27 protein-coding genes and 1 tRNA gene are annotated in these 24206 nt (G+C 70.1%); 16 read left to right on the top strand and 12 right to left on the bottom strand.

Features of this window, described 5'->3' with window-relative positions; translation table 11 throughout:
* Nucleotides 1-50: 50 nt before the first annotated feature.
* Together ACIBQ6_RS20120 and lysS are read right to left on the bottom strand one after the other, a co-directional pair.
* Nucleotides 51-587 (bottom strand): AAA family ATPase, encoded by a 537-nt coding sequence (locus ACIBQ6_RS20120; RefSeq protein WP_397213545.1) that lies wholly within the window; start codon nt 585-587, stop codon nt 51-53.
* Nucleotides 588-600: 13 nt separating this feature from the next.
* Nucleotides 601-2214, bottom strand: coding sequence for a lysine--tRNA ligase (gene lysS / locus ACIBQ6_RS20125; RefSeq protein ID WP_397213547.1), 1614 nt, complete (start codon nt 2212-2214; stop codon nt 601-603).
* Between the two features lie 89 nt (nt 2215-2303).
* Here lysS and ACIBQ6_RS20130 point away from each other — a divergent pair, with 89 nt between their 5' ends.
* Nucleotides 2304-2819 (top strand): DinB family protein, encoded by a 516-nt coding sequence (locus tag ACIBQ6_RS20130; protein WP_358006890.1) that lies wholly within the window; start codon nt 2304-2306, stop codon nt 2817-2819.
* A gap of 4 nt (nt 2820-2823) precedes the next feature.
* On the opposite strand, the gene ACIBQ6_RS20135 is transcribed toward ACIBQ6_RS20130, so the two are convergent.
* The gene (locus tag ACIBQ6_RS20135) at nt 2824-3936 is read right to left on the bottom strand and encodes an ROK family protein (RefSeq protein ID WP_397213549.1); all 1113 of its coding nucleotides are present in this window, start codon (nt 3934-3936) and stop codon (nt 2824-2826) included.
* A gap of 90 nt (nt 3937-4026) precedes the next feature.
* Between ACIBQ6_RS20135 and xylA the strand changes: the two genes are divergently transcribed.
* Genes xylA through ACIBQ6_RS20150 form a run of 3 tightly spaced genes read left to right on the top strand, consistent with a single transcriptional unit; the run spans nt 4027 to nt 7018 of the window.
* The gene (xylA, locus tag ACIBQ6_RS20140; RefSeq protein ID WP_397213551.1) at nt 4027-5178 is read left to right on the top strand and encodes a xylose isomerase; all 1152 of its coding nucleotides are present in this window, start codon (nt 4027-4029) and stop codon (nt 5176-5178) included.
* A complete protein-coding gene (locus ACIBQ6_RS20145) occupies nt 5175-5918 on the top strand; it encodes a sugar phosphate isomerase/epimerase family protein (protein ID WP_397213553.1) in 744 nt (247 codons plus the stop codon). The genes xylA and ACIBQ6_RS20145 overlap by 4 nt, the downstream gene beginning before the upstream one ends.
* The gene (locus ACIBQ6_RS20150; RefSeq protein WP_358290549.1) at nt 5915-7018 is read left to right on the top strand and encodes a Gfo/Idh/MocA family oxidoreductase; all 1104 of its coding nucleotides are present in this window, start codon (nt 5915-5917) and stop codon (nt 7016-7018) included. Before ACIBQ6_RS20145 ends, ACIBQ6_RS20150 begins: the two co-directional genes overlap by 4 nt.
* Nucleotides 7019-7027: 9 nt before the next feature.
* Here ACIBQ6_RS20150 and ACIBQ6_RS20155 read toward each other — a convergent pair whose 3' ends face one another.
* Nucleotides 7028-8308: an esterase-like activity of phytase family protein gene (locus ACIBQ6_RS20155; RefSeq protein ID WP_397213555.1), complete on the bottom strand. Its 1281-nt coding sequence runs from the start codon at nt 8306-8308 to the stop codon at nt 7028-7030.
* Between the two features lie 169 nt (nt 8309-8477).
* On the opposite strand from ACIBQ6_RS20155, the gene ACIBQ6_RS20160 reads away from it, so the two are divergent.
* The 3 genes from ACIBQ6_RS20160 to ACIBQ6_RS20170 all read left to right on the top strand — a co-directional run bounded on the left by ACIBQ6_RS20160 (nt 8478) and on the right by ACIBQ6_RS20170 (nt 9583).
* Complete coding sequence (locus ACIBQ6_RS20160) at nt 8478-8744, top strand: hypothetical protein (RefSeq protein WP_358290543.1); 267 nt, start codon at nt 8478-8480, stop codon at nt 8742-8744.
* An 80-nt stretch (nt 8745-8824) separates the two neighbouring features.
* The gene (locus ACIBQ6_RS20165; protein ID WP_397213557.1) at nt 8825-9100 is read left to right on the top strand and encodes a hypothetical protein; all 276 of its coding nucleotides are present in this window, start codon (nt 8825-8827) and stop codon (nt 9098-9100) included.
* 120 nt (nt 9101-9220) lie between these two features.
* A complete protein-coding gene (locus ACIBQ6_RS20170; protein WP_358290537.1) occupies nt 9221-9583 on the top strand; it encodes a nuclear transport factor 2 family protein in 363 nt (120 codons plus the stop codon).
* Between the two features lie 88 nt (nt 9584-9671).
* Here the strand turns inward: ACIBQ6_RS20170 and ACIBQ6_RS20175 are convergent, their stop codons facing one another.
* On the bottom strand, nt 9672-9812 hold the full coding sequence (locus ACIBQ6_RS20175; protein ID WP_358290534.1) for a hypothetical protein: 141 nt from the start codon (nt 9810-9812) through the stop codon (nt 9672-9674).
* A 184-nt stretch (nt 9813-9996) separates the two neighbouring features.
* Here ACIBQ6_RS20175 and ACIBQ6_RS20180 point away from each other — a divergent pair, with 184 nt between their 5' ends.
* Together ACIBQ6_RS20180 and ACIBQ6_RS20185 are read left to right on the top strand one after the other, a co-directional pair.
* Nucleotides 9997-10413, top strand: a complete 417-nt coding sequence (locus tag ACIBQ6_RS20180; protein WP_397213560.1) for a hypothetical protein — start codon at nt 9997-9999, stop codon at nt 10411-10413.
* Between the two features lie 17 nt (nt 10414-10430).
* Complete coding sequence (locus ACIBQ6_RS20185; RefSeq protein ID WP_358290528.1) at nt 10431-10784, top strand: YbaB/EbfC family nucleoid-associated protein; 354 nt, start codon at nt 10431-10433, stop codon at nt 10782-10784.
* A 15-nt stretch (nt 10785-10799) separates the two neighbouring features.
* Here ACIBQ6_RS20185 and ACIBQ6_RS20190 read toward each other — a convergent pair whose 3' ends face one another.
* Entirely contained in the window at nt 10800-11708 is a 909-nt protein-coding gene (locus tag ACIBQ6_RS20190) for a hypothetical protein (protein ID WP_358290525.1), read from the bottom strand.
* A gap of 165 nt (nt 11709-11873) precedes the next feature.
* Here ACIBQ6_RS20190 and ACIBQ6_RS20195 point away from each other — a divergent pair, with 165 nt between their 5' ends.
* From ACIBQ6_RS20195 to ACIBQ6_RS20205, 3 genes are all read left to right on the top strand, one after another.
* On the top strand, nt 11874-13007 hold the full coding sequence (locus tag ACIBQ6_RS20195) for an SRPBCC family protein (RefSeq protein ID WP_397213562.1): 1134 nt from the start codon (nt 11874-11876) through the stop codon (nt 13005-13007).
* Nucleotides 13008-13146: 139 nt separating this feature from the next.
* Entirely contained in the window at nt 13147-13734 is a 588-nt protein-coding gene (locus tag ACIBQ6_RS20200; RefSeq protein WP_397213564.1) for an RNA polymerase sigma factor, read from the top strand.
* Nucleotides 13731-14591, top strand: coding sequence for a hypothetical protein (locus ACIBQ6_RS20205; protein WP_397213566.1), 861 nt, complete (start codon nt 13731-13733; stop codon nt 14589-14591). The genes ACIBQ6_RS20200 and ACIBQ6_RS20205 overlap by 4 nt, the downstream gene beginning before the upstream one ends.
* 11 nt (nt 14592-14602) lie before the next feature.
* Here the strand turns inward: ACIBQ6_RS20205 and ACIBQ6_RS20210 are convergent, their stop codons facing one another.
* A complete protein-coding gene (locus ACIBQ6_RS20210) occupies nt 14603-15154 on the bottom strand; it encodes a hypothetical protein (RefSeq protein ID WP_397213568.1) in 552 nt (183 codons plus the stop codon).
* A gap of 30 nt (nt 15155-15184) precedes the next feature.
* Nucleotides 15185-15748, bottom strand: a complete 564-nt coding sequence (locus ACIBQ6_RS20215) for a hypothetical protein (RefSeq protein ID WP_397213570.1) — start codon at nt 15746-15748, stop codon at nt 15185-15187.
* A gap of 43 nt (nt 15749-15791) precedes the next feature.
* On the opposite strand from ACIBQ6_RS20215, the gene ACIBQ6_RS20220 reads away from it, so the two are divergent.
* Both ACIBQ6_RS20220 and ACIBQ6_RS20225 read left to right on the top strand, forming a co-directional pair.
* Nucleotides 15792-17195, top strand: a complete 1404-nt coding sequence (locus ACIBQ6_RS20220; protein WP_397213572.1) for a hypothetical protein — start codon at nt 15792-15794, stop codon at nt 17193-17195.
* Nucleotides 17196-17649: 454 nt separating this feature from the next.
* Nucleotides 17650-18192, top strand: coding sequence for a hypothetical protein (locus ACIBQ6_RS20225; RefSeq protein ID WP_397213574.1), 543 nt, complete (start codon nt 17650-17652; stop codon nt 18190-18192).
* A gap of 80 nt (nt 18193-18272) precedes the next feature.
* Here ACIBQ6_RS20225 and ACIBQ6_RS20230 read toward each other — a convergent pair whose 3' ends face one another.
* The 3 genes from ACIBQ6_RS20230 to ACIBQ6_RS20240 all read right to left on the bottom strand — a co-directional run bounded on the left by ACIBQ6_RS20230 (nt 18273) and on the right by ACIBQ6_RS20240 (nt 20367).
* Nucleotides 18273-18893 carry a TMEM175 family protein gene (locus tag ACIBQ6_RS20230; RefSeq protein ID WP_397213576.1) on the bottom strand — a complete coding sequence of 207 codons (621 nt, stop codon included), beginning with the start codon at nt 18891-18893 and terminating at the stop codon, nt 18273-18275.
* A 472-nt stretch (nt 18894-19365) separates the two neighbouring features.
* A tRNA-Pro gene (locus tag ACIBQ6_RS20235) sits at nt 19366-19439 on the bottom strand.
* A gap of 64 nt (nt 19440-19503) precedes the next feature.
* Entirely contained in the window at nt 19504-20367 is an 864-nt protein-coding gene (locus ACIBQ6_RS20240; protein WP_352321394.1) for a metallophosphoesterase, read from the bottom strand.
* An 89-nt stretch (nt 20368-20456) separates the two neighbouring features.
* Between ACIBQ6_RS20240 and ACIBQ6_RS20245 the strand changes: the two genes are divergently transcribed.
* Entirely contained in the window at nt 20457-20912 is a 456-nt protein-coding gene (locus tag ACIBQ6_RS20245; protein WP_352321362.1) for a GatB/YqeY domain-containing protein, read from the top strand.
* A gap of 396 nt (nt 20913-21308) precedes the next feature.
* Here ACIBQ6_RS20245 and ACIBQ6_RS20250 read toward each other — a convergent pair whose 3' ends face one another.
* On the bottom strand, nt 21309-23642 hold the full coding sequence (locus ACIBQ6_RS20250; protein ID WP_358290498.1) for a transglycosylase domain-containing protein: 2334 nt from the start codon (nt 23640-23642) through the stop codon (nt 21309-21311).
* Between the two features lie 244 nt (nt 23643-23886).
* Between ACIBQ6_RS20250 and ACIBQ6_RS20255 the strand changes: the two genes are divergently transcribed.
* On the top strand, nt 23887-24183 hold the full coding sequence (locus ACIBQ6_RS20255; protein WP_090771382.1) for a WhiB family transcriptional regulator: 297 nt from the start codon (nt 23887-23889) through the stop codon (nt 24181-24183).
* Nucleotides 24184-24206: the final 23 nt, after the last annotated feature.

Raw genomic sequence — 24206 nt, forward strand, 5'->3', positions numbered from 1 at the left:
TGCACCTGCACACATGCAGCCCACTTGACACTGCCTTGCAGTGATCCTACTTATATGCGATCTCCACCGACCAATGCCTCGTCCGCCCGCGCGAGGATCTCCTCGACGGTCTCGGCGGGGGACTGGGCGGAGGTGTCCAGCCACAGGCCGATGCGCGGCGTTTCGGCCCGCAGGGCGGCGTCGAGCTGGGCGATCGTCCAGGCGCCGTAGCCGGTCTTGGCGCGTTCGCGCTCGCGGCGCTCGACGGCGGCGGCGTCGGGGGCGAGCACGACCACCCGGAGCGGACGGGTGCGGATCCACCCGGTGAACCGCTCCAAGTCCTCGCCAAGCACCACATCTTGCACAATTGCTGTAAATCCGGCTTCGAAATACAAGTCCGCCGTTTGGGCCGCGAGCCGGTAGCGCAGCTGCAACTGGCGCACCGCCTCCTCCGACCCGGGCGTCATCTCGGCCCGGCCGCCCACGACCATGCGGCGGAAGGCGTCGCCCCGGACGTGGGCCGACCGCGGCAGGCGCTCGGCCAGCGCCTGGGCGACCGTGGACTTGCCGGCGGCCGAGATCCCGGTGACCAGGACGACGCCGTTCACCCGCGGCCGCCCCTCACCCGCCGACCAGCTTCCGCACCCGGTCGGCGCCCACCGCCATGAGCAGCGTGGGCAGCCGCGGCCCGGTGTCGCGGCCCACCAGCAGCCGGTAGAGCAGGACGAAGAACGCGCGCTGGGCCGCCTTCAGCTCCGGCGTGGGCTTGGCGTCGGCGTCGAGGCCGGCCTGGAGCTTCGGCACGCCGTAGACCAGGCTGGTGAGGCCGTCGAGCGTCCAGTCGTCGAGGCCGTCGGCCAGCAGCCGCAACGACTCGCGCTCGGTCTGGCCGAGGGAGTCGAGCAACTCCTGGTCGGGCGTCTCGCGCACGTGGGTGCGCTGGTCGGCGGGCAGGTGGTCGGTCACCCAGCGCTGCGCCCGGTCGAGCCGGGGGCGGGCCTGGTCGAGCCGCTCGACGGCGTCGAGGTCGCGCAGGATGCGCAGCGCCTGCTCGTCGTGGCCGGTGGTGATGTCGAGGATCGAGGCCAGCGTGCGGTAGGGCACCGGGACCGGCGTGGCCGGCAGCGGCCCTGCGGCGGTGCCCACGGCGCGGGCGTGGGCGGCCAGCTCGGCGGGCTGGGCCTGGCCGGAGTCGACCTTGCGGGCCAGGGCGTCCCACTCGTCGTAGAGGCGCTGGATCTCCTGGTCGAAGGCGATCTTGAAGGACTGGGCGGGCTTGCGGCGGGCGTACAGCCAGCGCAGCACGGGCGCCTCCATGATCCCCAGCGCGTCGGCCGGGGTCGGCACGTCGCCCTTGGAGCTGCTCATCTTGGCCATGCCGGTGATGCCGACGAAGGCGTACATCGGGCCGATCGGCTGCTCGCCGCCGAACACCTCGCCGACGATCTGGCCGCCGACGACCCAGGCCGAGCCGGGGGAGTGGTGGTCGACGCCCGACGGCTCGAAGACCACGCCCTCATGCGCCCACCGCATCGGCCAGTCGACCTTCCACACCAGCTTGCCGCGGTCGTGCTCGGCCAGGCGCACGGTCTCGCCGAACCCGCACTCGCAGGTGTAGGCCAGCTCGGTCGTCTCGTCGTCGTACGCGGTGACCTTCGTGAGGTCGCGCTCGCACAGCTCGCAGTACGGCTTGTACGGGAAGTAGTCGGCCACCTCCCGGCCGCCGTCCTTGGTCCGGTACGCCGCCAGGATCGCGTCGATCCGCGACCGCTCGCGCACGGCCAGCAGGATCTGCTCCCGGTAGGCGCCCGAGGTGTACTGCTCGGTCTGGCTGATGCCCCGGTAGTCGACGCCCAGCTCGGCCAGCGCGGCGGTCATCGGCGCCTTGAAGTGCTCGGCCCAATTGGCGTGCGGGCTGCCCGGCGGGGCGGGCACCGAGGTCAGCGGTTTGCCGATGTGCTCGGCCCAGGACGGGTCGACGCCCGCGGGCACCCTGCGGAAACGGTCGTAGTCGTCCCAGGACAGCAGGTGGACGCAGTCGAGGCCGCGCCGCCTGATCTCGTCGGCGACGAGGTGGGGGGTCATGACCTCGCGCAGGTTGCCCAGGTGGATGGGGCCCGAGGGGCTGAGCCCGGAGGCGCAGACGATCGGTTTGCCCGGGGCACGACGCTCCGCCTCGGAGATCACCTCGTCCGCGAACCTGGAGACCCAGTCGGCCTCTGCACTTTCCGCCATCGAGCCATTGTCGCGGCTCGCCCGGGTCATACGCGAACCGGCCGAAAATCCGGTGCGTCGCCGGCGAGCCCTGCAGTAGCCTCCCGCGCATGACGCCACCCCGTGTACGTCCGCCCTTCGTGGCCGACGAACGTACCCAGCTCGTCGGCTGGCTGGACATGCAGCGCTCGATCGTCCACTGGAAGTGCGAGGGGTTGTCCGAGGCCGACGCCCACCGGCCGGTCCTGCCGACCTCGCCCCTGATGACGGTGGCCGGTCTGGTCGCCCACATGCGCTGGACCGAGCACTGCTGGTTCGAGGTGCTCTTCCTGGGCGGCAGCGCCGAGGGCAACCCGCAGTTCCTGGAGGAGCCCGAAGACGCCGACATGCTGGTCGAGGGCGTCACGCTGGCCCAGCTCCTCGACGACTACGCCAAGCAGTGCGAGCGCTCCAACGAGATCGTCGCCGCCCACTCGCTCGACGACGTCGGCAAGCACCCCGACTTCCGGTCGGCGGCGTCCTCGCTGCGCTGGGTGCTGATCCACATGGTCGAGGAGACCGCCAGGCACGCCGGCCACCTCGACATCGTCAGAGAGCTGGTCGACGGGAACAAGGGCTACTACTGACCCGTCACACGCCCAGCACGCCCGCCGGGTCGGCGACGATCCGCTGGATGATCAGCCCGGCCGCCCCCAGCACCGCCGCGTCGGCGCCGTTGGCCGAGACGACCAGGGCGGGCGGCGTGCCGCGCATCTGCCCCAGCCGGGCCGCCAGCACGTCCCGGGCCGGGGTCTCCAGCCACGGGAACAGCGGGGCGAAGACGCCGCCGAGCACGATCCGGCCGGGGTCCAGCAGATGCACGGCCGACGTGAGCGCCACCCCGAGCGCCTCCCCGGCCCGCGCGCAGGCGGCCAGCGCGCGCCGGTCGCCCGCGGCCAGCGCGTCGGCCAGGGCGGCGACCGAGTCCAGGTCGCCGAGCAGGGCGTCCTGGCCCGCGTACACCTCCAGGCAGCCGCGGCCGCCGCAGCGGCAGGCGGGGCCGTCAGGGGTCACGACGACATGGCCCAGCTCGCCGGCCAGCCCGTACGTCCCCCGGAACACGGTCCCGTCCACAACCAGGCCGGCGCCGACGCCGATCTCGCCGGAGACGTAGAGGAAGTCCGTCGCCCGCGAGCCGAACCACAACTCGCCCAGCGCCGCCAGGTTCGCCTCGTTGTCGACCGCGCACGGCAGGTCGAGCAGGTCGGCCACCCGTACGTCGCGCCAGCCCAGGTGGGGGGCGTTGCGCAGCAGGCCGTCCTCGACCGTGCCGGGCACGGCCAGGGCGGCGCCGATGATCCGCAGCCCGGCCGCCTCGGCCTCCGCGGTGACCTCCTTCACCAGGTAGCGCAGCAGTTGCAGCACGTCGGCCGGGTCGGAGCCGCGGTTGTCGGCCGGACGGATGCGGCGCAGGCGTACGGACCGGGTCAGGTCGACCACGCAGGCGGCCAGATAGTCGATGTTGACCTCCAGCCCGAGCGCGGCCACCCGGTGCCCGCTCAGCCGCACGGCCACGCCGGGCCGCCCGCGCTCGCCGTCGCGCACCGCGCCCGACTCGCTCACCGCGCCGGCCTCCAGCAAGGCCGCGACCAGGCTGGACACGGTGGTCTTGGTCAGCCCGGTGAGCTCGGCCAGCGCCGCCCTGGTGAGCGGGCCATGCGCGTGGACGGCCTGGAGTACCACGGCCAGATTGCGGGCACGCATGGAATCATGCCGGACCCCCCTTGACGCCACCATGCATGCCTCCTCAGGATTATGTACAGATTATGGACTAAAGGTAAGGGACGTCAGCAAATGTCATCCTTCACTCCGACACCTGCCGATCGCTTCACCTTCGGACTCTGGACCGTGGGCTGGCAGGCCCGTGACCCGTTCGGCGACGCGAGCCGTCCCGCGCTCGACCCCGTCGAGAGCGTGCACCGGCTGGCCGAGCTCGGCGCGTACGGCGTCACCTTCCACGACGACGACCTGCTGGCCGTCGAGCCCGACCGGGACAAGGCGATCGCCGCCTTCCGCAAGGCCCTGGACGAGACCGGGATGAAGGTCCCGATGGCCACCACGAACCTGTTCACCCACCCGGTGTTCAAGGACGGCGCGTTCACCAGCAACGACCGCGACGTGCGCCGGTACGCCCTGCGCAAGGTCATGCGCAACATCGACCTGGCCGCCTCGCTCGGCGCGACCACGTACGTGTGCTGGGGCGGCCGCGAGGGCGCCGAGTCCGACGCGGCCAAGGACGTCAAGGCGGCCCTCGACCGCTACAAGGAGGGCCTGGACCTGCTCTGCCAGTACGTCCTCGACCGCGGCTACGACCTGCGCTTCGCCCTGGAGCCCAAGCCCAACGAGCCGCGCGGCGACATCCTGCTGCCGACCATCGGCCACGCCCTGGCGCTCATCAACGACCTGGCGCACCCGGAGATGGTGGGCCTCAACCCCGAGGTCGGCCACGAGCAGATGGCGGGGCTCAACTTCGTCCACGGCATCGCCCAGGCGCTGTGGCACGGCAAGCTGTTCCACATCGACCTCAACGGCCAGCACGGCCCGAAGTACGACCAGGACCTGATCTTCGGCCACGGCGACCTCAAGAGCGCCTTCTTCCTGGTCGACCTGCTGGAGAACGGCGGCTACGACGGCCCCCGCCACTTCGACTACAAGCCGCTGCGCACCGAGGACCCCGACGACGTGTGGGACTCGGCCGCCGCGAACATGCGCACGTACCTGATCATGAAGGAGAAGTCGCGCGCCTTCCGCGCCGACCCCGAGGTCCAGGAGGCCCTGCGCGCCTCCCGCGTGGACGAGCTGGCCCGGCCCACCCTCGCCGCGGGCGAGACCTGGCAGGACCTGGCCGCCGACGACTTCGACCCCGAGGCGGCGGCCCGGCGCGGCTTCCACTTCACCCGGCTCAACCAGCTCGCCCTTGAGCACCTCATGGGGGTCCGTGGATGACCAGGCCGCTCAGCGTCCAGCTCTACACCGTCAGGGAACAGCTCGCCGCCGACCGCGACGGCACCCTTGAGCGCATCGCCGGCATCGGTTACGGCGCCGTCGAGCCCTTCGACCCGACCGCCGACCCCAAGGGCTTCCGCCAGGTGATCGACGACCTGGGGCTCACGGTGAGCAGCACGCACGCGTACGCGCTGCTCAGCCAGGAGCCCGCCGAGGTCTTCGACGCCGTCGCCACGGTCGGCGCCGACCTGGTGATCATCCCCGGCGGCGTCCCCGAGGCCGAGTTCACCACCCGCGACGGCCTCTCGCGCACCGCCGACCTGCTGAACGGCCTGGCCGAGCAGGCGGCCGGGCACGGCATGCGCATCGGCTACCACAACCACTGGTGGGAGATCGAGCCCAGGATCGACGGCCGGCACGCCATCGAGGCGCTGGCCGACCTGTTAGCCCCCGAGGTGTTCCTGGAGATCGACACGTACTGGGCGGCCGTGGGCGGCGCCGACGTGCCCGCCCTGCTCGGCCGCCTGGCCGGGCGCACGCTCGCGCTGCACGTCAAGGACGGGCCGATGGTGAAGGGCGAGCCGCACACGGCGGTGGGGGCGGGCGCGATGCCGGTGCCCGAGATCCTGGCCGCCGCGCCGGACGCCTGGCGGATCGTCGAGCTGGACACGTGCGCGACCGACCTGTTCACCGCCCTGGCCGACAGCCACGCCCACCTGACCGGCCTGGAGGGCTCATGAGCAGCGGGCCGGTCGGCGTCGCGGTCGTCGGCGCCGGGGTGATCAGCGCCCAGTACCTGCGCAACCTCACCGCCTTCCCCGACGTGCGGGTGCTCGGCGTGGCCGACCTCGACACCGGCCGGGCCGCCGCGGCGGCCCGCGAGCACGGCGTGCCCGCCTCGGGCAGCCTGGCCGAGATCCTCGCCCTGCCCGAGGTCGAGATCGTGGTCAACCTGACGGTCCCGGCCGCGCACGCGGCCGTCGCGCTGGAGTCCCTGCGCGCCGGCAAGCACGTGTACGGCGAGAAGCCGCTCGCCCTGGACATGGACCAGGCGGCCAAGGTCATGGCCGAGGCCGCCAACCTGGGCCTGCGCGTCGGCGGCGCCCCCGACACCTTCCTCGGCCCCGGGCTTCAGGCCGCGGCGCACGCCCTGCGCTCCGGCCTGATCGGCGAGCCGGTCGGGATCACCGTCGCCTTCCAGAACCTGGGCCCGGAGTCCTGGCACCCCGATCCCGAGTTCTACTACCGGCCCGGCGGCGGCCCCCTGTTCGACATGGGCCCCTACTACCTCACCGCGCTGGTCTCCCTGCTCGGCCCGGTCGCCCGGGTCGCGGGCGGCACGCGCAGGGCCCGCGCCGAGCGGGTCGTCGGCTCCGGCCCCAAGGCCGGCACCCTGTTCCCCGTGGACGTGCCCACCCACGTCAACGCCCTGCTGGACTTCCCCGGCACGGCCACCGCCACCGCCACCTTCAGCTTCGACTCGCCCGTCAGCCGCAAGCTGATCGAGGTGATCGGCACGGAAGGAGCCCTGCTGCTGCCCGACCCCAACACCTTCGGCGGCCCGCTGCTGGTCCGCGGCCCGCACGACCCCGACTGGCGGGAGCTGCCCGTCGCCGCCGACCAGGCCGGGCGCGGCATCGGCGTGCTCGACCTGGCCCGGTCGCTGCGCGCGGGCACGCCGCACCGGGCCTCGGGCGAGCTGACGCTGCACGTGCTGGAGCTCATGACGGCCATCACCGAGTCGGGCGAACGCGCCGAGTTCCGCCCGATCACCTCGGCCGTGACGGCCCCCGAGCCCCTGCCCGCCGGCTGGGACCCGTACGCGAGCACGTTGTCCTGACGGGACGGCTCAGAAGAGCGGCTTGGCCAGCCGGATCGTCAGGATCCGGCTGGTCACGCCCGAGTCCACCAGGCGGCCGTCGGCGTCGAAGGTGCCGAGGCCGAAGTCGTTGTCGTTGGCCACGGCGAGCGTCACCGGGTCGAGCAGGGCGACGCCCTCGATCTTGCCGGGCAGGCCGGGGATCGCCGCCAGGTCCACGGCCAGTGCCTTGGTGGCGACGGTGACGTTCGACGGCAGCGACGCCTCCAGCGAGGGCGTGGTGGCCGGGTCGTCGTGCCGGCCGCCGAGCAGGTTCGTCGCCCGGCGCAGGTCGACGGTGTAGAGGCGGGCCACGGCGTCGGTGCGCTCCTGGAGCAGCAGGCGGCCGGGGCTCAGCACGTTGAGGGCGGAGATCTTCATGTCGCCCTGCTCGGCCGCCGGGTCGAAGCCGGCCACGTTCTCCATCGTGTAGGCCCACTCGCCGGTCGGGCGGCCGGTACGCAGGTCCACCCGCAGGATGCGGGCCGTGCTCGACGCCTTGCCGGTCTTCTTGTCGGGGTTGGCGAGCGGGCTCTGCACGGCCAGGTACAGGGCGCGCTCGGCCTGCGAGACGCCGAGCGCCTCGATGCCGCGGTTCTGCTGCCGGGTCGCCAGGATCGCGGGCAGCGTCTCGTGGACCGGGTAGCCGGCGCCGGTGAGCTTCAGGCCCTTGGGGACGTACCTGGCCAGGACGCGGCCGTCGCTCGCCACGTGCAGCAGCGAGGGGGAGTACTCGTCCACCAGCCAGAAGCCGCCGCGGCCGTCGGTGACGATGTCCTCGGTGTCCAGGCCGTTCGGGTCGTAGGGGAGCTGCGTCAGACCGTCCCAGGTGTAGGGGATCTCGTCGTGGCCGGACTGGTTGGACAGGCCGGTGATCGGGGTGCCGTCGGAGGTCTTCAGCGGGATGCTCTCCACGATGCGCGCGGTGTCGTGCCGTACGGCCACGCGGACGATCGCCGGCGCGAACTCCGGCACCGGGAACGTGCGCCGCTTCTCCCCGTTGATCTTGGGCTCGCCGTTCGGGCCGCGGTCGGTGACCATCCAGTACTCGCCCGCGCGCCTGGCCGGGAACAGGCCGCTGCCGAGGCCGCCCAGCTTGACGCCGCGGGAGTCCTTGACGATGTCCGGCTCGAAGGCGGCCAGGTCGGGGGCGGGCAGCGTCACGTCGGACAGGACGCGCGGCTGCCGTCCCGAGGCGGCGTCGGCGGGCGCGGCGACGGTGGTGGCGAGGGCCGCGCCGACGGCCAGCATGGCGATGAACGAACGAGACATGACGCTTCCCTTGGCAGCAAATCTACAGATAAGGGTCGAAAGGTATCCGCGCTGGATGTCCTGCCGCTGAAGGGCGCGTGAATTCGTCATACGACATCCCGCGAAATTTCACGACGATCGGTGACATGTCGTACTAGGCGGCCTTCGGGGGGCTTCCTACCGTGGAGCCGTGACCCTCATCCGGCGTACGGCCGTCGTCGCGGCGGCCGCGCTCATCTGCTCGCCGCTGCCCGCGCAGGCCGCCCGCGCCGACGGCGCCTACACCTGCTTCCTCGGCCGGATCGACCACGGCACGATCTCCGGCCAGGACTGCGAGGGCGTCGGCTACGTGAACGTCAACGTCACGATCACGGCCGGCCCCGACCCCGGCACGTACCTGTGCCGCACGGCCTTCTCCTGGAACGGCTCCCTGTCGGGCGAGGGCTGCACGGGCTGAGCCCGTCCTGGTTCCTTGCCGGCCGGTGAGGTCCCCGGTCCGGCCGTTCCCTTCCCTTCGTTCGGGGCAGGAGGGTGCTCATGACCCAAGACCCCTTCGAACCTCCCGGAACCGGGCTCATCACCTCCTGGATCGCGCTCCTCGACAACGCCCGCCACGAGAACCGGGTCATCTCGGTACGCCTGCTGAGCGGCGACTCCTTCACCGGCCACGTCACCCGCCGGGGCGACTCCGTCGTCACCGTCGAGTCCTCGGAGCGGACCTCCGGCGTACGGGAGCACAACCTGGCTATCAGCGCCATCGTGTCGATCACCTTCGAGTCGCCGCCCGGTCCCGGCGGGGCCTCGCCCGTCTGAGCACCCGCCGGAAAGCCCGGCTGTGTGCCGGAAGCGCCGGACGCGCCGGCCTGTCGCACGGGAACGCGTCGTCCCGTATCGTCCGCAGCAGCGACCCCGTCCACGTGAGGAATGATCAACATGTCCCGCGATGTGGTACGACGCGTTTTCCAGGTGGTCGACTCGTTCGACCCCGACAAGTTCGCCGAGCTGCTGGCCGAGGACGCCACCCTGGTGTTCGGCAACGCCGAGCCCATGGTGGGACGCGACGCCGTCGCCGCCGGCCTGCGGACGTTCTACTCGACCATCGGCGGCCTGCGGCACCGGATCGTCCGCGACTGGCGGGCGGGGGCCGACACGATCGCCGAGACCGAGGTGACGTACCGGCGGCTCGACGGCAAGGACGCCGCGGTGGTGGCCGTGTCGATCTGGCGCACCCGGGACGACGGCCTGATCTCGGACTACCGCATCTTCGCCGATCTAGCCCCCGTATACGAGCCGTAGCCCCTGCCCTGTATTCCTGTCGGTATTGTGGACAAACTCTCGTGCGCCGCCGGCGGCCACGTACCGACAGGAGAACCGCCATGCCCACCTACGAGCCGCCCACCCCCACCCCGACCGGCACCCCCGCCCCGAGCCCCACGCCTCCGACCCCCAGCGAGCCCCCGACCCCCAGCCCCACGACCCCGTACCCCACCCCCACCCCGACCTCCACGGCAACCCCGTCACCCACGGCGACCCCGACCCCGACCGGGACCCCGACTCCAACCGGGACCCCGACTCCAACCGGGACCCCGACTCCAACCGGGACCTCAACCCCAAGTGGGACACCCACCCAGACCCCGACCGGGACCCCGACCCCCACCGGGACCCCGGCCCCGGCCACCACCCCCAGTGCGACGCCGAGCCCTTCAGGGGTGGCTCCGGCCCCGAGCGCCACCCCCTCGGCCCCCGCCCCGGCCGCGCTCGCCCCCCAGGGCTCCGGGATGCCGACCACCGAGGTGCACGGCACCGCCTTCACCAAGGCCGCCGGCGCCTTCCTCGCCGAGCGCACCGAATACGCGACCGACACCCGCCGCATCCTCGACGCCCTCGACGCGCTGGGCGACTTCGCCGGCACCGACGAGACCGCGAACACCTTCAAGAAGAACTACTTGACGGCCCTGGAGAAGGCCGAGACCTACGTCGACGCCCTGCGCGACGTCTATCCGGCGGTGGCCGACCGCCTGGCCGACATGCGGACCAGCTTCGACGTCGCCAACTGGGCCACCATCGCCTCCCTGCCCGAAGTGTCCGACCCGCCCAAGCTCGCCCCCGACGGACAGTTCGCCTGACACCCCTGGAGCCCCCGATGACCACCCCCGAAGACCCCACCCCCTACCTCGACGACGAGATGCGCCGGCTCCTCGGCCAGTTCCAGGCCGACATCCGCCCGCTGGAGGAGTTGCAGGAGAGCCTCGACGCCGTCCGCGGCCGTGGCGAGGCCGCCGACGGCCAGGTGAGGGCCGAGGTGCTGCCGACCGGCGCGCTCGGCGGCCTGCGCATCGATCCGCGGGCCATGCGACTGGGCGCGGACGCCCTGGCCGAGGCCGTCCTGGCCGCCGCGAACGCCGCCGCCGAGGACCTCGCCGCCCAGATGACCGGCCTGATGACGACCGGTCTGACCCCTTTCGCCGACGAGGTCCGTCGCTTCACCCGGGACTGACGACGTGACCGGCACTCAGTACCGGCGCCACCGCCTGAACTGGTCCTGGCCCGCGGCGACCCCCAGCTTGGCGAGCATCTGCTGCCAGGTCGGCAACAGGCTGACCGGGTCGTCCACGACGTCGCCCGGCCGGTTGAGCGCGTTGGCGGTGGTGCTGAAGATGGTGGACCCGGTCAGGAACACGACCGCGTTACGCGCCGCCGGGTTCTTCGGCAGCACGTTCGCGGCCTTGCCGAAGTTGGCCGGGTCCACGTGGTAGAAGACCATGGCCGCCGCGAAGTTCTTCAGCATGTACTCGCCGCGGTCCCCCCAGGAGCCGGTGTCCTCGCCGCGCGCCAGCTTGAGCCCGTCGACGACCGCCTGGTCGAGCACGGTGTAGGCCAGGCTGCCCCCGACGGCGTAGATGAACCGTTTCCCCACGGCGTTCTCGAACATCTTGAGCAGCAGCCGCGCCTGCGACCTGCGCATCGCCCAGTTGATCAGCACCTGGACCTTTTTGTCGATCGCCGGCCAGCAGAAGAACATCAGCAGTTCGATCCACTGGATCATGGCCATCGTGCGCAACGTGTGCTGGGTCCGTTCCAGCAATTCCGCGTAATCCTCGACCGCGTCCGCCAGTCCGCGGATGTAGGCGGAGACGCGCGGCGGATAGGGCGCGATCTCCTGGTTGAAATACGTCCGGAACGCGTCGATGCCCGCTCCGCTGTTCGGCGGCAGCCAGACCCGGGCCGCGACCTCCTCCACGTCGTCAAGGCTGGCGTCCACGCGTCCGGCCAGTTGGCGCAGCAACTCCGCGGCCGCCCGCGCCTTCGCCGGATCGCCGTCGGGATAGGCCACGCTCAACATCTGCAGAACCACACCGCCCACCCCGACGGCGGAGAACATGAACCCCGCCATCGGCAGCGCCCGGGAAGAAGGACTCATTCGACAACCCCATTCTCCTGATATCGGCAATGATCATAGGATCATCCCACCAATGCTCTTGATGACGCCAGTCCCGGCCGGAACAAGGCGACGGAACTGAGCCTTGAACCGGCGCGCAATTGCTCAATAGCCTCAATACGGCTCATGTTCTGCATCGGAGGCACGGTGACCCCCGAATTCGCTCACATCTCCGCCGGATACCACCCCGATCCCGCACTGTCGATGTCCCTGCACGCCGACGCCTATACCGACCCGAAATGGCGCGACATCGACCAGCGGGCCATCTTCGCCCGTTCCTGGCAGTGGCTGTGTCACGTGGAACGCCTGCGGACGCCGGGCAGCTACGTGACGGGGACGGTGGCCGGCCTGCCGATCGTCGCCGTACGGGACGAGTCCGGCACCCTGCGCGCCTTCTACAACGTGTGCAAGCACCGCGCCCACGAACTGCTGACCGGTTCCGGCGTCCGGCGCGGCATCGTGTGCCCGTACCACGCCTGGAACTTCGACCTGACCGGCCGCCTGAGACGAGCGCGCAACACCGGCGGCATGCCCGGCTTCGACCCCTCCACGGTGCGCCTCGACCGGATCCAGGTCACCGAGTTCGCCGGCATGGTCTACGTCAACCTGGCCCCCGACGCGCCTCCGCTGGCGGAGCAGGCCGGGAACCTGGAGGCGGAGATCGCGGCACGGGCCCCCGACGTGGCCGGGCTGACCCTGGCCCGCCGGCTCACCTACGACATCGCCGCCGACTGGAAGAACGTCGTCGACAACTTCCTGGAGTGTTACCACTGCCACGTGGCGCACAAGGACTTCGTGTCCCTGGTGGACATGGACACGTACAAGGTCACCACGTACGGCATCTACTCCAGCCACATGGCCCAGGCGGGCAGGTCGGAGAACTCCGCCTATGACGTGTCGGGCGCGACGGTCACCGAGCACGCCGTCTGGTGGCTCTGGCCCAACACGTGCCTGCTGCGCTACCCCGGCCGGGGGAACTTCATGGTCCTGCAGATCGTCCCCGACGGCCCCGGACGCACCCGCGAGACCTGGGATTTCTACCTGGAGACCGCCGAGCCCGACGAGGCCGAGCTGGACGGCATCCGCTACATCGACGAGGTGCTCCAGGCGGAGGACATCGCCCTGGTGGAGAGCGTCCAGCGGGGGATGCGCACCCCGGCGTTCACGCAGGGAAAGATCGTCTACGATCCCGGCGGCTCGGGCCTGTCGGAACACGCCGTCCACCACTTCCACGGCCTGGTCCTGGACGCCTACCGCCGCCACCTCGAACAACGGTCATAGGACTCACACAGCCCCGACCAGAAGGCCGCTTAAGGCCGCTTCCGGAGCCGGAGGCGTCCTTCTCCGTGTTCGTCTGTCACGCCTGGAACCATCCGGACACCTGCTTGTTGTGACATACCCCTACGGAAGGGACGAGCGCGTGGGCCCACCGGACCCCCGGCAACGCTTCGAGGAGCTCTACACCGAGCACTACGCGACCGTCTCCGGCTACGTGCGGCGGCGCAGCGACGATCCTCACGACGTCGCCGACGTCATAGCCGAGACGTTCACGACCGCGTGGCGGCGCCTCGGCGAGGTGCCGCCCGGCGACCGCGCCCGGCTCTGGCTGTACGGCGTGGCCCGGCGCACCCTGGCCAACCACCGCCGCGGCGAGTCCCGCAGGGCGGCCCTCACCACGCGCCTGCGCGCCGAGCTCGCGGAATGGACCGGCCCGGCGGCGGACCCGGTGGCGGACCCGGTGGCGGACCCGGCGGCGGACGCCGTGCCCGAGACCGCCCGCGCGGCCTTCATGCGGCTGTCCGCCGACGACCGCGAGGTGCTCTCGCTCGTCGCCTGGGAGGGGCTCGGCAACGCCGAGCTGGCGCAGGTGCTCGGCTGCTCGAGCCTCGCCGTCCGGCAGCGCCTGCACCGCGCGCGCAAGCGCCTGGCCGTCGAGCTCGCCGCCGACGACCCCGATCTCGCCCGGTACGGCCCGCGGGCCGTCCGTCTCGCCCAGGAGACCTCATGAACCCGCAGCTCGACGACATCGTCAGGCGGCTCGCCCCGCCCGCCGGGCCGGGGCTGACGCCCGGCGCCAGGGAGACGATGTTCAAGATCATGGACGAGGAGCCGGCTCCGTCCCTGCCCGCGCGCGGGAGGCGGCGCGCCCTGCTCGCGCTGCCGGCCGCGCTGGGCGCCCTCGCGGCGTCGCTGGCCGTCGTCGTCACCCTCGGGCCCGCCTCGGCCTCGGCCCTCGACGTCAAGGACGAGGGCGGCTACTTCGTCATCGAGGTCAAGGACATGTTCGCCAAGCCGGAGGCGTACCAGCAGCAGCTGCGCGACGCCGGGCTCGACATCAAGCTGCGGCTGTTGCCCTCCACGCCCAGCAACGTCGGCTCGGTCGCCCCGAGCACGGTGGAACCGGACGGGATCAAGGTGATCGACCGTCAGGAAGGCTGCGAGACGGCGGGCGGCTGCCCGATCAGCATCAAGGTCCGCCGGGACTTCAAGGGCTCGGCCGAGCTCGTCCTCGGCCGGGAGGCGCGTCCCGGCGAGGAATACCAGATCATCACCGGCTTCGACGTGCCCGGCGAGCCCATGCACTGCGCGCCGTACTACAACAGGCCCGTCAGCGAGGTGCGCACCCTGCTCAGGGACCGGGGGGTGGACATCCAGGCGTTCGACGTCCTCGGTCCCGCCTTCTGGACGAAGGAGGGCAAGGAGACCGAGCCGGTGACCAAGGCGTCGGTCCCGGAGTCCATGCACGTCGTCGGCGGCTACCTGACGATGGCCGGCAAGGCGGCAGTCCAGGTCAGCGACTCGGACCTGCCCGCCGACCTCGTGCGCACGCTGAAGGAGAAGGCCGGATGCCCGCCTGAGACGTGATCGTCATCGCGCTACCCGGAGCCGACCTTGTCGTCGGAGGCCGGCGGGACGGCGGAGAACTCCGGCCTGCCGGCCGCGCGATAGAGCACGACGACCAGGGCGACGAGCACGATGAACCACCCGACGAGCAGGACGGGTGACAACTCGCTGTAGCCGTGACCGGCCAGCAGACCGGCCGTGCCCAGACCCGCCACCGCCCAGCGCAACACGTCCAGCAGGGGGACCTGTGAGCCGCCGCCCCCCGAGCGCATCCGGGTCATGAGCGCGTCCGCGATCAACCAGACGGTGACCAGGCCGCCGACCGTGGCGGCGGTGCCGATCACGTACCTGATCGGCTCGTACGTAGGCGTGCCGCCCGTGAAGACGGCCACCAGTGAGACGGGGATCATGCCGACCGCCCACGCTTGGGCCCTGGCGAAGTCGTCGCCCGGCCGCTGCAGACGCAGCAGCCCGTCGGCGCACAGTCCCCAGCCGACGGGGTCGAACAGCAGGTCGAGGCCGTTGAACCGGAGGGCGCCGAAGGTGATGACCAGCCCGGTGGTGATCTTCGTGACGGGACGCACGCGCAGTGCCCTTCTCGTGTGGGGCGGCGGTCAGAACTCGCCGCTCACCGCCTTGTTGCACGCCATCGTGGCCAGGCCGCGTTGCCAGGCGACGGGAACACGGTCCGTCCTCCCTGTCTTCTCCCACCAAGCCGGCGTCACATCCGACGAACCCGACCCCAGCCAGGTCCGGTAGGTGAATCGGATCGGCTGCGGCTCGTGCGGCGCCGCCCCACAGTCGGTGATGACGATGCGCCGGCTCACCGTGCCGAATCCGTCGCCCTCAACAGTGATCTCGGCCGATTCGCCCAGCGATTTCTCGGGAGGGAGCAGGCGCAGGCCCGGTATGGACAGTGAGATATCCGTGATGGTGAATGGGGAAATCGCCTCGTTCTCAAGCTCGATCTCGGCCCTGGTGGACATCACGCCATTGTCGTCCACCTGAGCCCCGACAAAGAAGTCGTCGATTAGCCAGTTGGTCTGCGGCGTTATCGCCCCCGCCCACGACAAACCCCCCGCCACACACGCCAGCACGAGACAACAGGACACCATGAGCGGCAATCGTCGCGTACGCGGGGCAACGCCGAATTGCTGCCATATATCCGCTGAACTCACGAGACGGAACCATATATCGTGGCGCCTTGTGACGATACCCCCGGTGATTTTCTGGGTGGCGGTGCTGGTCACCGTACTGGCCGCAGCCGTGCCCCTCAGTCAGGGGCGCCTCGACCGGTTCGCCGTCCTGACGGGCCTCACCGTCACCAGCGCCAATGGCCGCCGGATCGTCGCCTATTTCGCCGGGCTGCGCCGGTGGCGGCTGGTGGCCGTGGTCCTCGCCGCCCCTGTGGCGGGGCTGACTGCGGATCCGTTCTATCTCGTCCTGGGCTGGTGCGCGGTTCCGGTTCCCGGTGTCGTACGGCCGCCGGCCGCTGACGCCCTTTATCGACGAGCTTGGCTGCTCGCCGTGTGCGGTTCCGCCGTGACAGGTTGCTACCTTCTGATATCGCGCGGATTAACCTCGACCCGGCTGGCTCATGCTGCCCTCGTGGTCGCGGTGGTGACGGTGATATCGCGCGGCGAGCGAAAGGCCCGGCCGGAAATCCCGGACCAGACGGAGTCGGCCATTCGCCAATGGTCTGTTCGCACCGGCTATTTGGCGGGAATCGCGACAGTGCTCGCCGGCGCGCTCATCGCGCCCCGGCAGGAGCCGGCGAGCGAACCGCAGCAGTACACGATGCCCCGGCAGTTCCCGGAGCAGCAGGCTTCCTTCCGGAAAATCGGCAAGGTGAAAGGACCCACCTGCCCATGGTCCGACCAGATGGACGACCCGTGCCGCTACTGGCTGGTGGACGGCGACCCGTTCCCGCAGGCCGCGCCATACGTCCTCATGAAGGGCGGGGCGCCGAGGGCGGCGCCGTTCGTGGTGAGCCCCGATCGGCGAACCGCCGTCTACCTGGACCGGACCTCGCGCCGCATGGTTCACGAACACGCGGGGAACCGGCATGATCTCAGCGGCCGGCTCGCCGACGCGGACGTGCCCGAGGTGAGCATCAGCGACCGCGGCCGGTACGTCGCCCTGACCAAGAACGGCACCCGCGTCATCGACACCGAGTCGTGGAACGAGATCACGCTTCCCGGCGCGCTCCAAGTGCTTGAGGTCAACTCCGCGGGCGTGGTGACCACGACGGATTCCCGCCTGGTGGCCCACGACCATCGCGGCAAGGAACTGCTGAACATCGCCATCCGCGACGTGCTACTGGACTCCCACACCGCCTTCCTCAAGCCGGACCGCAGCCGGCTCGTGGTCATCAGCGATTACGGCGAACTCGTCGAGACCTACGACCTCGCCACCCGCAAGCGCATCCACCGTGTGCGTCCCCGACTCCCAGGCGGGGATGCGATCGAAGCAGGCGAGGGCTGGTCGACCAAGGGCCCCTTCCAGGTTCTCCGGGAGAACGCGGGGGCGGGGGAGCGCAGAACCTTCTTCCTCGACCTGGCAACCGGCAAGACCCGGTACGTCAAGAACGGCCTGCCGGACGGCTACCAACCCGCGAACCAGTAGAAGAACCCGACACAGACCGTCCTGCCTGGCTCCCCTTCACCGCGGCACCCACCGAACTCGCCACCTCACCCGTGCAGTGAGCCCCCCGGCGCCGCGAGTGAGATCTGATCTGGCGATGTACGCGTAGGCAGGTGGTCACACCGAGTTCTCGGGCGGCGTCCTTCGCTTTGTTCACCATGGGGACGGCGGAAACCGCAAGGTCTATGTTGAAGGCGTGGAGCTCATAGAAGAACGTGAGTGGAATGCCGGCGCGCACGGCACCGAGAGTCCAGCGCGGCGAGGCGAATGCACGTGGGGAGCACCTTGCCCGAATCAGGCGACCCGAAGCGTCCTGGTGCGTGATGCCCGCGGAGAGAGTTGGTGGGCGGTGTGCGACCGGCACTTCGCTGACTCTCCGGTCTTTCGGTAGGCGTAACACCTCGACATGTAGGCCGGGAGTGGAAGGCAGAGCGGCATGAGCGACGCCGATGTGAAGCAGATTGCCGCGTTGCTGAGGGAGCGGAACGGTGTCGATGAGAAGATCGCAGCGACTATCCAGCGTCCCATGACCGCGGGCCATCTGGGCGAGTGGATCGCAGCGCAAGTCTTCGGAATCGAGTTGGAGACGTCCGCCGTGGCCGCCGCAGTCGATGGCCAATTCACGTCCGGTCCGTTGCGTGGCCGCACTGTCAATGTGAAGTGGTATCTCAAGCGCGAGGGACTACTGGACGTCACCGAGTGGACAGTGCTCGACTACTACCTCGTGCTGACGGGGCCTGCATCACCGGCGGCCTCGTCGCGAGGCGGCACTCGTCCTTGGTGTATCGAGTCGGTGTACTTGTTCGACTCCAAGCAGTTGCTGGCGGAGCTTCGTGCGCGCGGTGTCAAGATCGGAGCCGCCTCCAGCGTTCGAGCAGCGCAGTGGGCAGCAGCTGAGATTTACCCGAGCGCAAATAGCCCGGTACTTTCAGTAACCCCCGAGCAAGCAGACCTGTTGCGACTTTTCGCACTTCGATGAGGCTGCCTGACAGTGCGATCCTGCATGGCCAACGCTCTCGACAGGCCACCACCACCAGGTCCATGATGGCCTGCCGGGTGCTACGCAGCCTGTCGCCTGGGGCGCATGTCGAACATGTAGAAGATGAGCAGCAACACGTAGAACACGAGCGCGCCAATCGCGCTGAGCGCGCCGATGACGGTCGCGACGAGATAGAGCACCGGCCCCATGCCCCAGCGAAATCGCAGCGAGCGCGCCTCGGCCGGAGTGATGTGCCCGCCGAGGTGACGGTGCCCTGACGAGGCGTACCACCACACGGCGTTGTAGAAGATGCCGCCGATCACCAGCACGATTCCATAGAAGACGGCGGCCGTCTGGGTGTCGTGGTCGGCGTGCAGCGCCTCGGCCAGCACATGCGTGGGAAACGGCAAGGAGGCGACATCCATCAGAAGGAGCACGTTGAGGGCCAGCAGCAGGCCGTCAGTCCTCTGGATGAAGTGGAACATCCGATGGTGGTTCATCCAGATCATCCCCACCAGCAGGAACGTCACCATGTAGGTGAGGTAGGACGGCCACAGGCCGATCAGGGCGCCCCCGAGGTCCTCTTCCCAGCCTTCGGGCAGCCGGATCTCAAGCACCAGCAGAGTGATTGCGATGGCGAAAACGCCGTCGCTGAACGCCTCCAGGCGCCCGGTGCTCATCACGGAAGAGTCATCGCTCACGCCGCGTATCGTAGCGAGAGGGCCAAGTCGCCCGATGACGGGCAGTTCGGTGAATTTCTACTGCTAGGCGGGACTCGGTGCCGTCTCGGCGGCACGGCGAGGCTGAACCTCGTAAGCACACCGAAGAATCTCAACCTTGGCCATCCCGTGCGGCGCGGTCAAGCAATGCGAATCGGAACCGGCTGGACACCTCGCGAACTGCGTCACTCGTTCGTCTCCACCATGAGTGACCAGGGCGTCCCCAGCGAGACCATCGCCGATCTCGCCGGGCACGCCGGCACCAGCGGTCACCGAAACGGTCTACCGGCACCAGCTCAAGCCGATGATCACCAAGGGAGCCCACACCGTGAACACGACCTTCGGTGACAAGCCAACGGGTTGGGTCCGAACGAGATGGCTCCCATCGACTTCCGGAAACGGAAAAGGGCCTGACCCGCGTTGCGGATCAAGCCCTCTACCTGGTCAAACTGTGTCGGGGTGGCGGGATTTGAACCCACGACCTCTTCGTCCCGAACGAAGCGCGCTGCCAAGCTGCGCTACACCCCGGTGCACGCCCGTCTTGCGCGTGCTTGAGAAAGTCTAGCGGACTTCGCGGGTACTCGTGACCGCCTCAGCGTCGCGGAACCAGCGTGAGCAACGTCGCCTCCGGGAAACACGCGAAACGGGCCGGTGCGTACGGCGAGGTGCCGAGGCCGGCGGACACGTGCAGCCAGGCGTTCTCGTGCCGGCTCAGGCCCTTCACGCGGGCACGGTCGATGCCGCAGTTGGTGACCAGGGCGCCGTAGAAGGGGACGCAGAGCTGGCCGCCGTGGGTGTGGCCGGCGAGCAGGAGCTGGTAGCCGTCTTCGGCGAAGCGGGTCATGTTGCGCGGCTCGGGGGAGTGCATGACGCCGAGGCGGAGGTCGGCGTCGGCGGGGGCCGGGCCGGCGACCAGGTCGTAGCGGTCGCGGGAGATGTGGGAGTCGTGGATGCCCGCCACCGCGACGTCGAGGTCGCCGATCTTGACGCGGGCGGTGGTGTTGTTCATGTCCAGCCAGCCCTCGGCGGCCATGCCGGCGCCCAGTTCCTCCCACGGGAGGTTGGGGATGTGCTGGCGGCGGTCGTTCTTCGAGGTACGCCAGAGGTAGCGGGCCGGGTTCTTCGGCTGGGGGGCGTAGAGGTCGTTGGACCCGTAGACGAACAGACCGGGACGGGACAGCAGCGGCTCCAGGGCGTGCAGGAGCGCGGGGACCGCTTCGGGGTGGGCGATCGAGTCGCCGGTGTTGACCACCAGGTCGGGCTCCAGGGCGCCCAGGGAACGCACCCAGTTGATGAGCATCGTGCGCCTGGGGGTCAGGTGCAGGTCGGACAGGTGCAGCACGCGTACGGGACGCCGCCCGCGCTCCAGCACCGGCACGTCGAAGCGGCGCAGGCGGAACCAGTTGCGCTCCACGACTGAGGCGTAGCCCAGCCCGGCCAGGCCGAGACCGATCATGGACAGGGGCACTGCGACGGCTTTCCTCACGTACTCATGATGCCTGACAACGGGCACGAGCCGTCCCGGCAGACGGCAAGATGGACCGCATGAGCGCAATGAAGGACAAGCTGAAGGCCGATCTCACGGCCTCGATGAAGAGCCGGGACGAAGTCCGTCTCCGGACGATTCGCATGGCTCTGGCGGCCGTGAACGTCGAGGAGGTGGCGGGCAAGGCGGCCAGGGAGCTCAGCGATGACGAGGTCATCAAGGTGCTGACCAAGGAGGCCAAGAAGCGGCGCGAGGCCGCCGAGGCGTTCCAGAACGCCGGACGCACCGAGCAGGCCCAGGCCGAGCTGGACGAGCAGGCGGTGCTGGAGGAGTACCTGCCGGCGCAGCTCTCCGACGAGGAGCTGGCCCAGATCGTCGACGCGGCCGTGGCCGAGACCGGCGCGTCGGGGCCGCAGGCCATGGGGCAGGTCATGAAGGTGGTCAACCCCAAGGTCGCGGGCAGGGCCGAAGGCGGCCGCGTCGCCGCCGCCGTCCGCGCCCGCCTCACCGCCTGACCCCGGTCCCTCCCCCCACCGATCGCCACACTCGCGCCGCCTTCGCACGGGACGCCTTCGCGTGGGACGCCGCCCCCGCGAGGCCCCCGCGACCCGAGCCTCGGGACACCGCCCTCGGGACACCAGCCTTGGGGGCGGTAGCGGCCCCACAGGACGACGGCAGTGGTCCACGGTGGCGGCGCTCCGGGAGAGTGGCGCTGCCGGTTCGCCGGGGGCCGCGGCGACCGGGCCGCGGCGACCGGGCCGCGGCGTCTGGCTGAGGGGCGTTGTGGGAGGTGGTCGGGGACGACCGGCTGAGGGCGTCCCCACGAAGCCTCTGAAGGCGTTGTGCGAGGGGCTGGGCGGCCATAGAGGGGCAATCGGTGGCCAAGGCCGTTCGGGGCCGCCCAGTGTCTCTCAGCGGCGGGTTCGGGCCGCCGGGGCTGTGGGCCCGAGGTTGGCCTGGCCGCCGAGCCCGTCGCCGAGCCCCCCGCCGAGCCCTCCGCCGCCGAACCCGTTGCCCGGCCGCTGCCAGTCGCCCGGCCCGCGCCCGTCCCCGCCGCCGTCGCCACGGTCGTTGTGGTCGCCGAAGAAGTTGTCGAACGGATCGCCGTCCCCGGGCCCCTCGTCGCCGCCGCGCTTCTTCTTCTTGGGCTTCGGCGCGCACTTGTCGGAGCAGCCGCCGAACCGCGAGTGGTCCACCGGCGTGAACTCCACCGGCTCCACCCCCTTGAGCGCCTGCATCATCGCCTGCTTCCAGATGGGCCCGGAGATGGAGGCGCCGTACACGTACGGGAAGTACTGGCCCCCGATCGTGACCCCGATCAGCTTGTGGGTGGAGGCGCCGCGCGGGTCGCCGAGGCTCACGGCCGAGGACAGGTTCGGGGTGTAACCGGCGAACCAGGCGGACATGTAGTCGTCGGTCGTTCCGGTCTTGCCGGCCGCGTCACGACCGATGCCGCCCACGCCGCTCATCGTGCCCTTGGTGAACACGCCCGACAGGATGCCGCTGACCGCGTCGGCGACCTCCTCCTCCATGACCTGCGAGCACTTCGGCTTGTACTGCTTGGCGGCGCCGTTCCTGTCCTTGATCTCGGTGATGGCCAGCGGCTTGCAGTACTGGCCGCGCGAGGCGAACACGGCGTAGGAGTTGGCGATCGTCACGGGGTCGACCTCGTTGACGCCCAGCGTGAACGTCTCGACCTCGCGCAGCTTGCCGCCGTCGGCCCGCTTGACGCCGAGGCGCTTGGCGAGCTTGACGACCTTGCAGAGCCCGACCTCCTGCTCCAGCTTGAGGAAGAACGTGTTCACCGAGCCCCACGTGCCGGTCTGGAGGGTCTTGAAACCGCCGCCGCCCTCGCTGGAGTTGTGCGCGGTGTGCGAGGGGTCGCCGACGTTGTCGCCCTTGCAGTCCTTGAACGAGTTGTAGCCGCTCGCGGTGAACCCGGCCGGCGAGGGGAAGCCGTCGCCGTACTTCAGGCCCTCCTCCAGGGCGGTGGCCAGCGTGTACGCCTTGGCCGTCGAGCCCTGCTGCAACCCGCGCCCGCCGCCGTGCGCGGCGTCGGCGACGACGTTGTAGCTCATCTCGTTCTTCTTCTTGCTGCCGCCGAACTTGCGCGAGGCCGCCATCGCCTTGATCTCGCCGGTGCCGGGCACGACCATGGCCTGCGCGGCCACGGGCTTGTCCTTGGGGCTGACGTACTTCTTGATGGCCTTCTCGGCGGCCTTCTGCATCTTGGGGTCGAGCGTGGTCTTGATCGTCATGCCGCCGCGCTGGAGCAGCTTCCTGCGCTCGTCCTGGTTCTTGCCGAAGTCGTCGTTGTTGAGGATCTCGTACTGGACGTAGAGGCAGAAGTACGGGAACTTGCTGGCCTCGCAGCCGCCGGGGAACTTGACGTCCTTGTAGCCGAGCTTCTCGGCCTTGGCCGCGTCGGCCTCCGCCCGCGTGATCTTGTGGATCTCGGCCATCCGGTCGAGCACGGTGTTGCGGCGCATCAGCAGCCGTTCGCGCGACTCGGGGCCGACGTTGGGGTCGGTGCGGGCCGGGTTCTGGACGGCGCCGGCCAGCGTGGCGGCCTCCGACAGGTCGAGCTCGGAGGCGGGCTTGTCGAAGAAACGCCTGGCCGCGGCCTGGATGCCGTGCGCGCCCGCGCCGAAGTAGGCGATGTTGAGGTACTTCTCCAGGATCTGCTGCTTGCTGTACTTGCGCTCGATCGCCATGGCGTACCGCAGCTCCTGGAGCTTGCGGGACATCGTCGGGGCGATGGCCGCCTGCTGCTCCTCCGGCGTCTCGGCCTTGTTGACCAGCACCTGCTTGACGTACTGCTGGGTGATCGAGGAGCCGCCCTGCATGACGCCGCCGCCGGTGAGGTTCTTCACCAGGGCGCGGGCGGTGCCCTCGACGTCGATCGGGCCGTGCTCGAAGAAGCGGAAGTCCTCGATCGCGATCAGCGCCGTCTGCATGATGGGCGCGACCTTGTCGAGGGTCACGGACTGCCGGTTCTCGTAGTAGAACTGGGCGATCTGCTTGCCGTTGGCGTCGACCAGCTTCGTGCGTTCCGGCAGCGGGGGTTCGTCGAGTTCCCTGGGCTTGAGTTCGAGTCCGTCCATGGCGGTCTTGGCCGACACGCCCGCCCCGCCGACCGCCGGCAGCGCCACCGCCGCCGCCAGCACACCCGCCGCCGTCCCGGCGATGATCAGACGCAGGACGCTGAGGAGCGGGTGGGAGCGGTCTTTGCCCTTCGCTTGCACGCTCCCAAGGGTACGTCGAAACACTGTCCTTATCGGTAACACGACACCATTTCGCCTTGACTGGGAGGGGTGACTAGTCATTCCCGGTCAACAGTCCGGCGAGAAATTGGTCCTCTGGGGTCTGTCGGCCCGAACGTGAAGTTGCGTACGTTCATCCTCTGCGGCAACTGAATACGGAGGCTCGGCGCCCGCGCCCGTCGGCCCCAAATGACGACTGACCACCTAAGGGGAGTGGGGTCGAAAAATGTGGATCACGGATTGGACCTCCCGTGCCGCCTGTAAGGGTGCGGACCCGGACGCGCTGTTCGTCCAGGGCGCCGCACAGAACAGGGCGAAGCTGATCTGTCGAGGATGCCCGGTCCGTACCGAATGCCTCGCCGATGCGCTGGACAACCGCATCGAGTTCGGGGTGTGGGGCGGTATGACCGAACGCGAACGCCGTGCGCTGCTCAGGCGCCGGCCCGACGTGGACTCGTGGCGCGACCTGCTCGAGTCCGCGAAGGAAGAGTACGAACGGACCAATGAGCTGATCGCGGGCTGATCTGGCCCGCGGCGGGAGAGCAC

Origin of the sequence: Nonomuraea sp. NPDC049655, from assembly GCF_044465465.1 — a bacterium.
In the GTDB taxonomy this organism is placed as follows: Bacteria; Actinomycetota; Actinomycetes; order Streptosporangiales; family Streptosporangiaceae; genus Nonomuraea.

Coding starts and splice junctions, on each gene's coding strand:
- lysS (WP_397213547.1), bottom strand. CDS start 2,214: ATGGCGGAAAGTGCAGAGGCCGACTGGGTCTCCAGGTTCGCGGACGAG.
- ACIBQ6_RS20130 (WP_358006890.1), top strand. CDS start 2,304: ATGACGCCACCCCGTGTACGTCCGCCCTTCGTGGCCGACGAACGTACC.
- ACIBQ6_RS20135 (WP_397213549.1), bottom strand. CDS start 3,936: ATGCGTGCCCGCAATCTGGCCGTGGTACTCCAGGCCGTCCACGCGCAT.
- xylA (WP_397213551.1), top strand. CDS start 4,027: ATGTCATCCTTCACTCCGACACCTGCCGATCGCTTCACCTTCGGACTC.
- ACIBQ6_RS20145 (WP_397213553.1), top strand. CDS start 5,175: ATGACCAGGCCGCTCAGCGTCCAGCTCTACACCGTCAGGGAACAGCTC.
- ACIBQ6_RS20150 (WP_358290549.1), top strand. CDS start 5,915: ATGAGCAGCGGGCCGGTCGGCGTCGCGGTCGTCGGCGCCGGGGTGATC.
- ACIBQ6_RS20155 (WP_397213555.1), bottom strand. CDS start 8,308: ATGTCTCGTTCGTTCATCGCCATGCTGGCCGTCGGCGCGGCCCTCGCC.
- ACIBQ6_RS20165 (WP_397213557.1), top strand. CDS start 8,825: ATGACCCAAGACCCCTTCGAACCTCCCGGAACCGGGCTCATCACCTCC.
- ACIBQ6_RS20170 (WP_358290537.1), top strand. CDS start 9,221: ATGTCCCGCGATGTGGTACGACGCGTTTTCCAGGTGGTCGACTCGTTC.
- ACIBQ6_RS20185 (WP_358290528.1), top strand. CDS start 10,431: ATGACCACCCCCGAAGACCCCACCCCCTACCTCGACGACGAGATGCGC.
- ACIBQ6_RS20190 (WP_358290525.1), bottom strand. CDS start 11,708: ATGAGTCCTTCTTCCCGGGCGCTGCCGATGGCGGGGTTCATGTTCTCC.
- ACIBQ6_RS20205 (WP_397213566.1), top strand. CDS start 13,731: ATGAACCCGCAGCTCGACGACATCGTCAGGCGGCTCGCCCCGCCCGCC.
- ACIBQ6_RS20225 (WP_397213574.1), top strand. CDS start 17,650: ATGAGCGACGCCGATGTGAAGCAGATTGCCGCGTTGCTGAGGGAGCGG.
- ACIBQ6_RS20240 (WP_352321394.1), bottom strand. CDS start 20,367: ATGATCGGTCTCGGCCTGGCCGGGCTGGGCTACGCCTCAGTCGTGGAG.
- ACIBQ6_RS20245 (WP_352321362.1), top strand. CDS start 20,457: ATGAGCGCAATGAAGGACAAGCTGAAGGCCGATCTCACGGCCTCGATG.
- ACIBQ6_RS20255 (WP_090771382.1), top strand. CDS start 23,887: ATGTGGATCACGGATTGGACCTCCCGTGCCGCCTGTAAGGGTGCGGAC.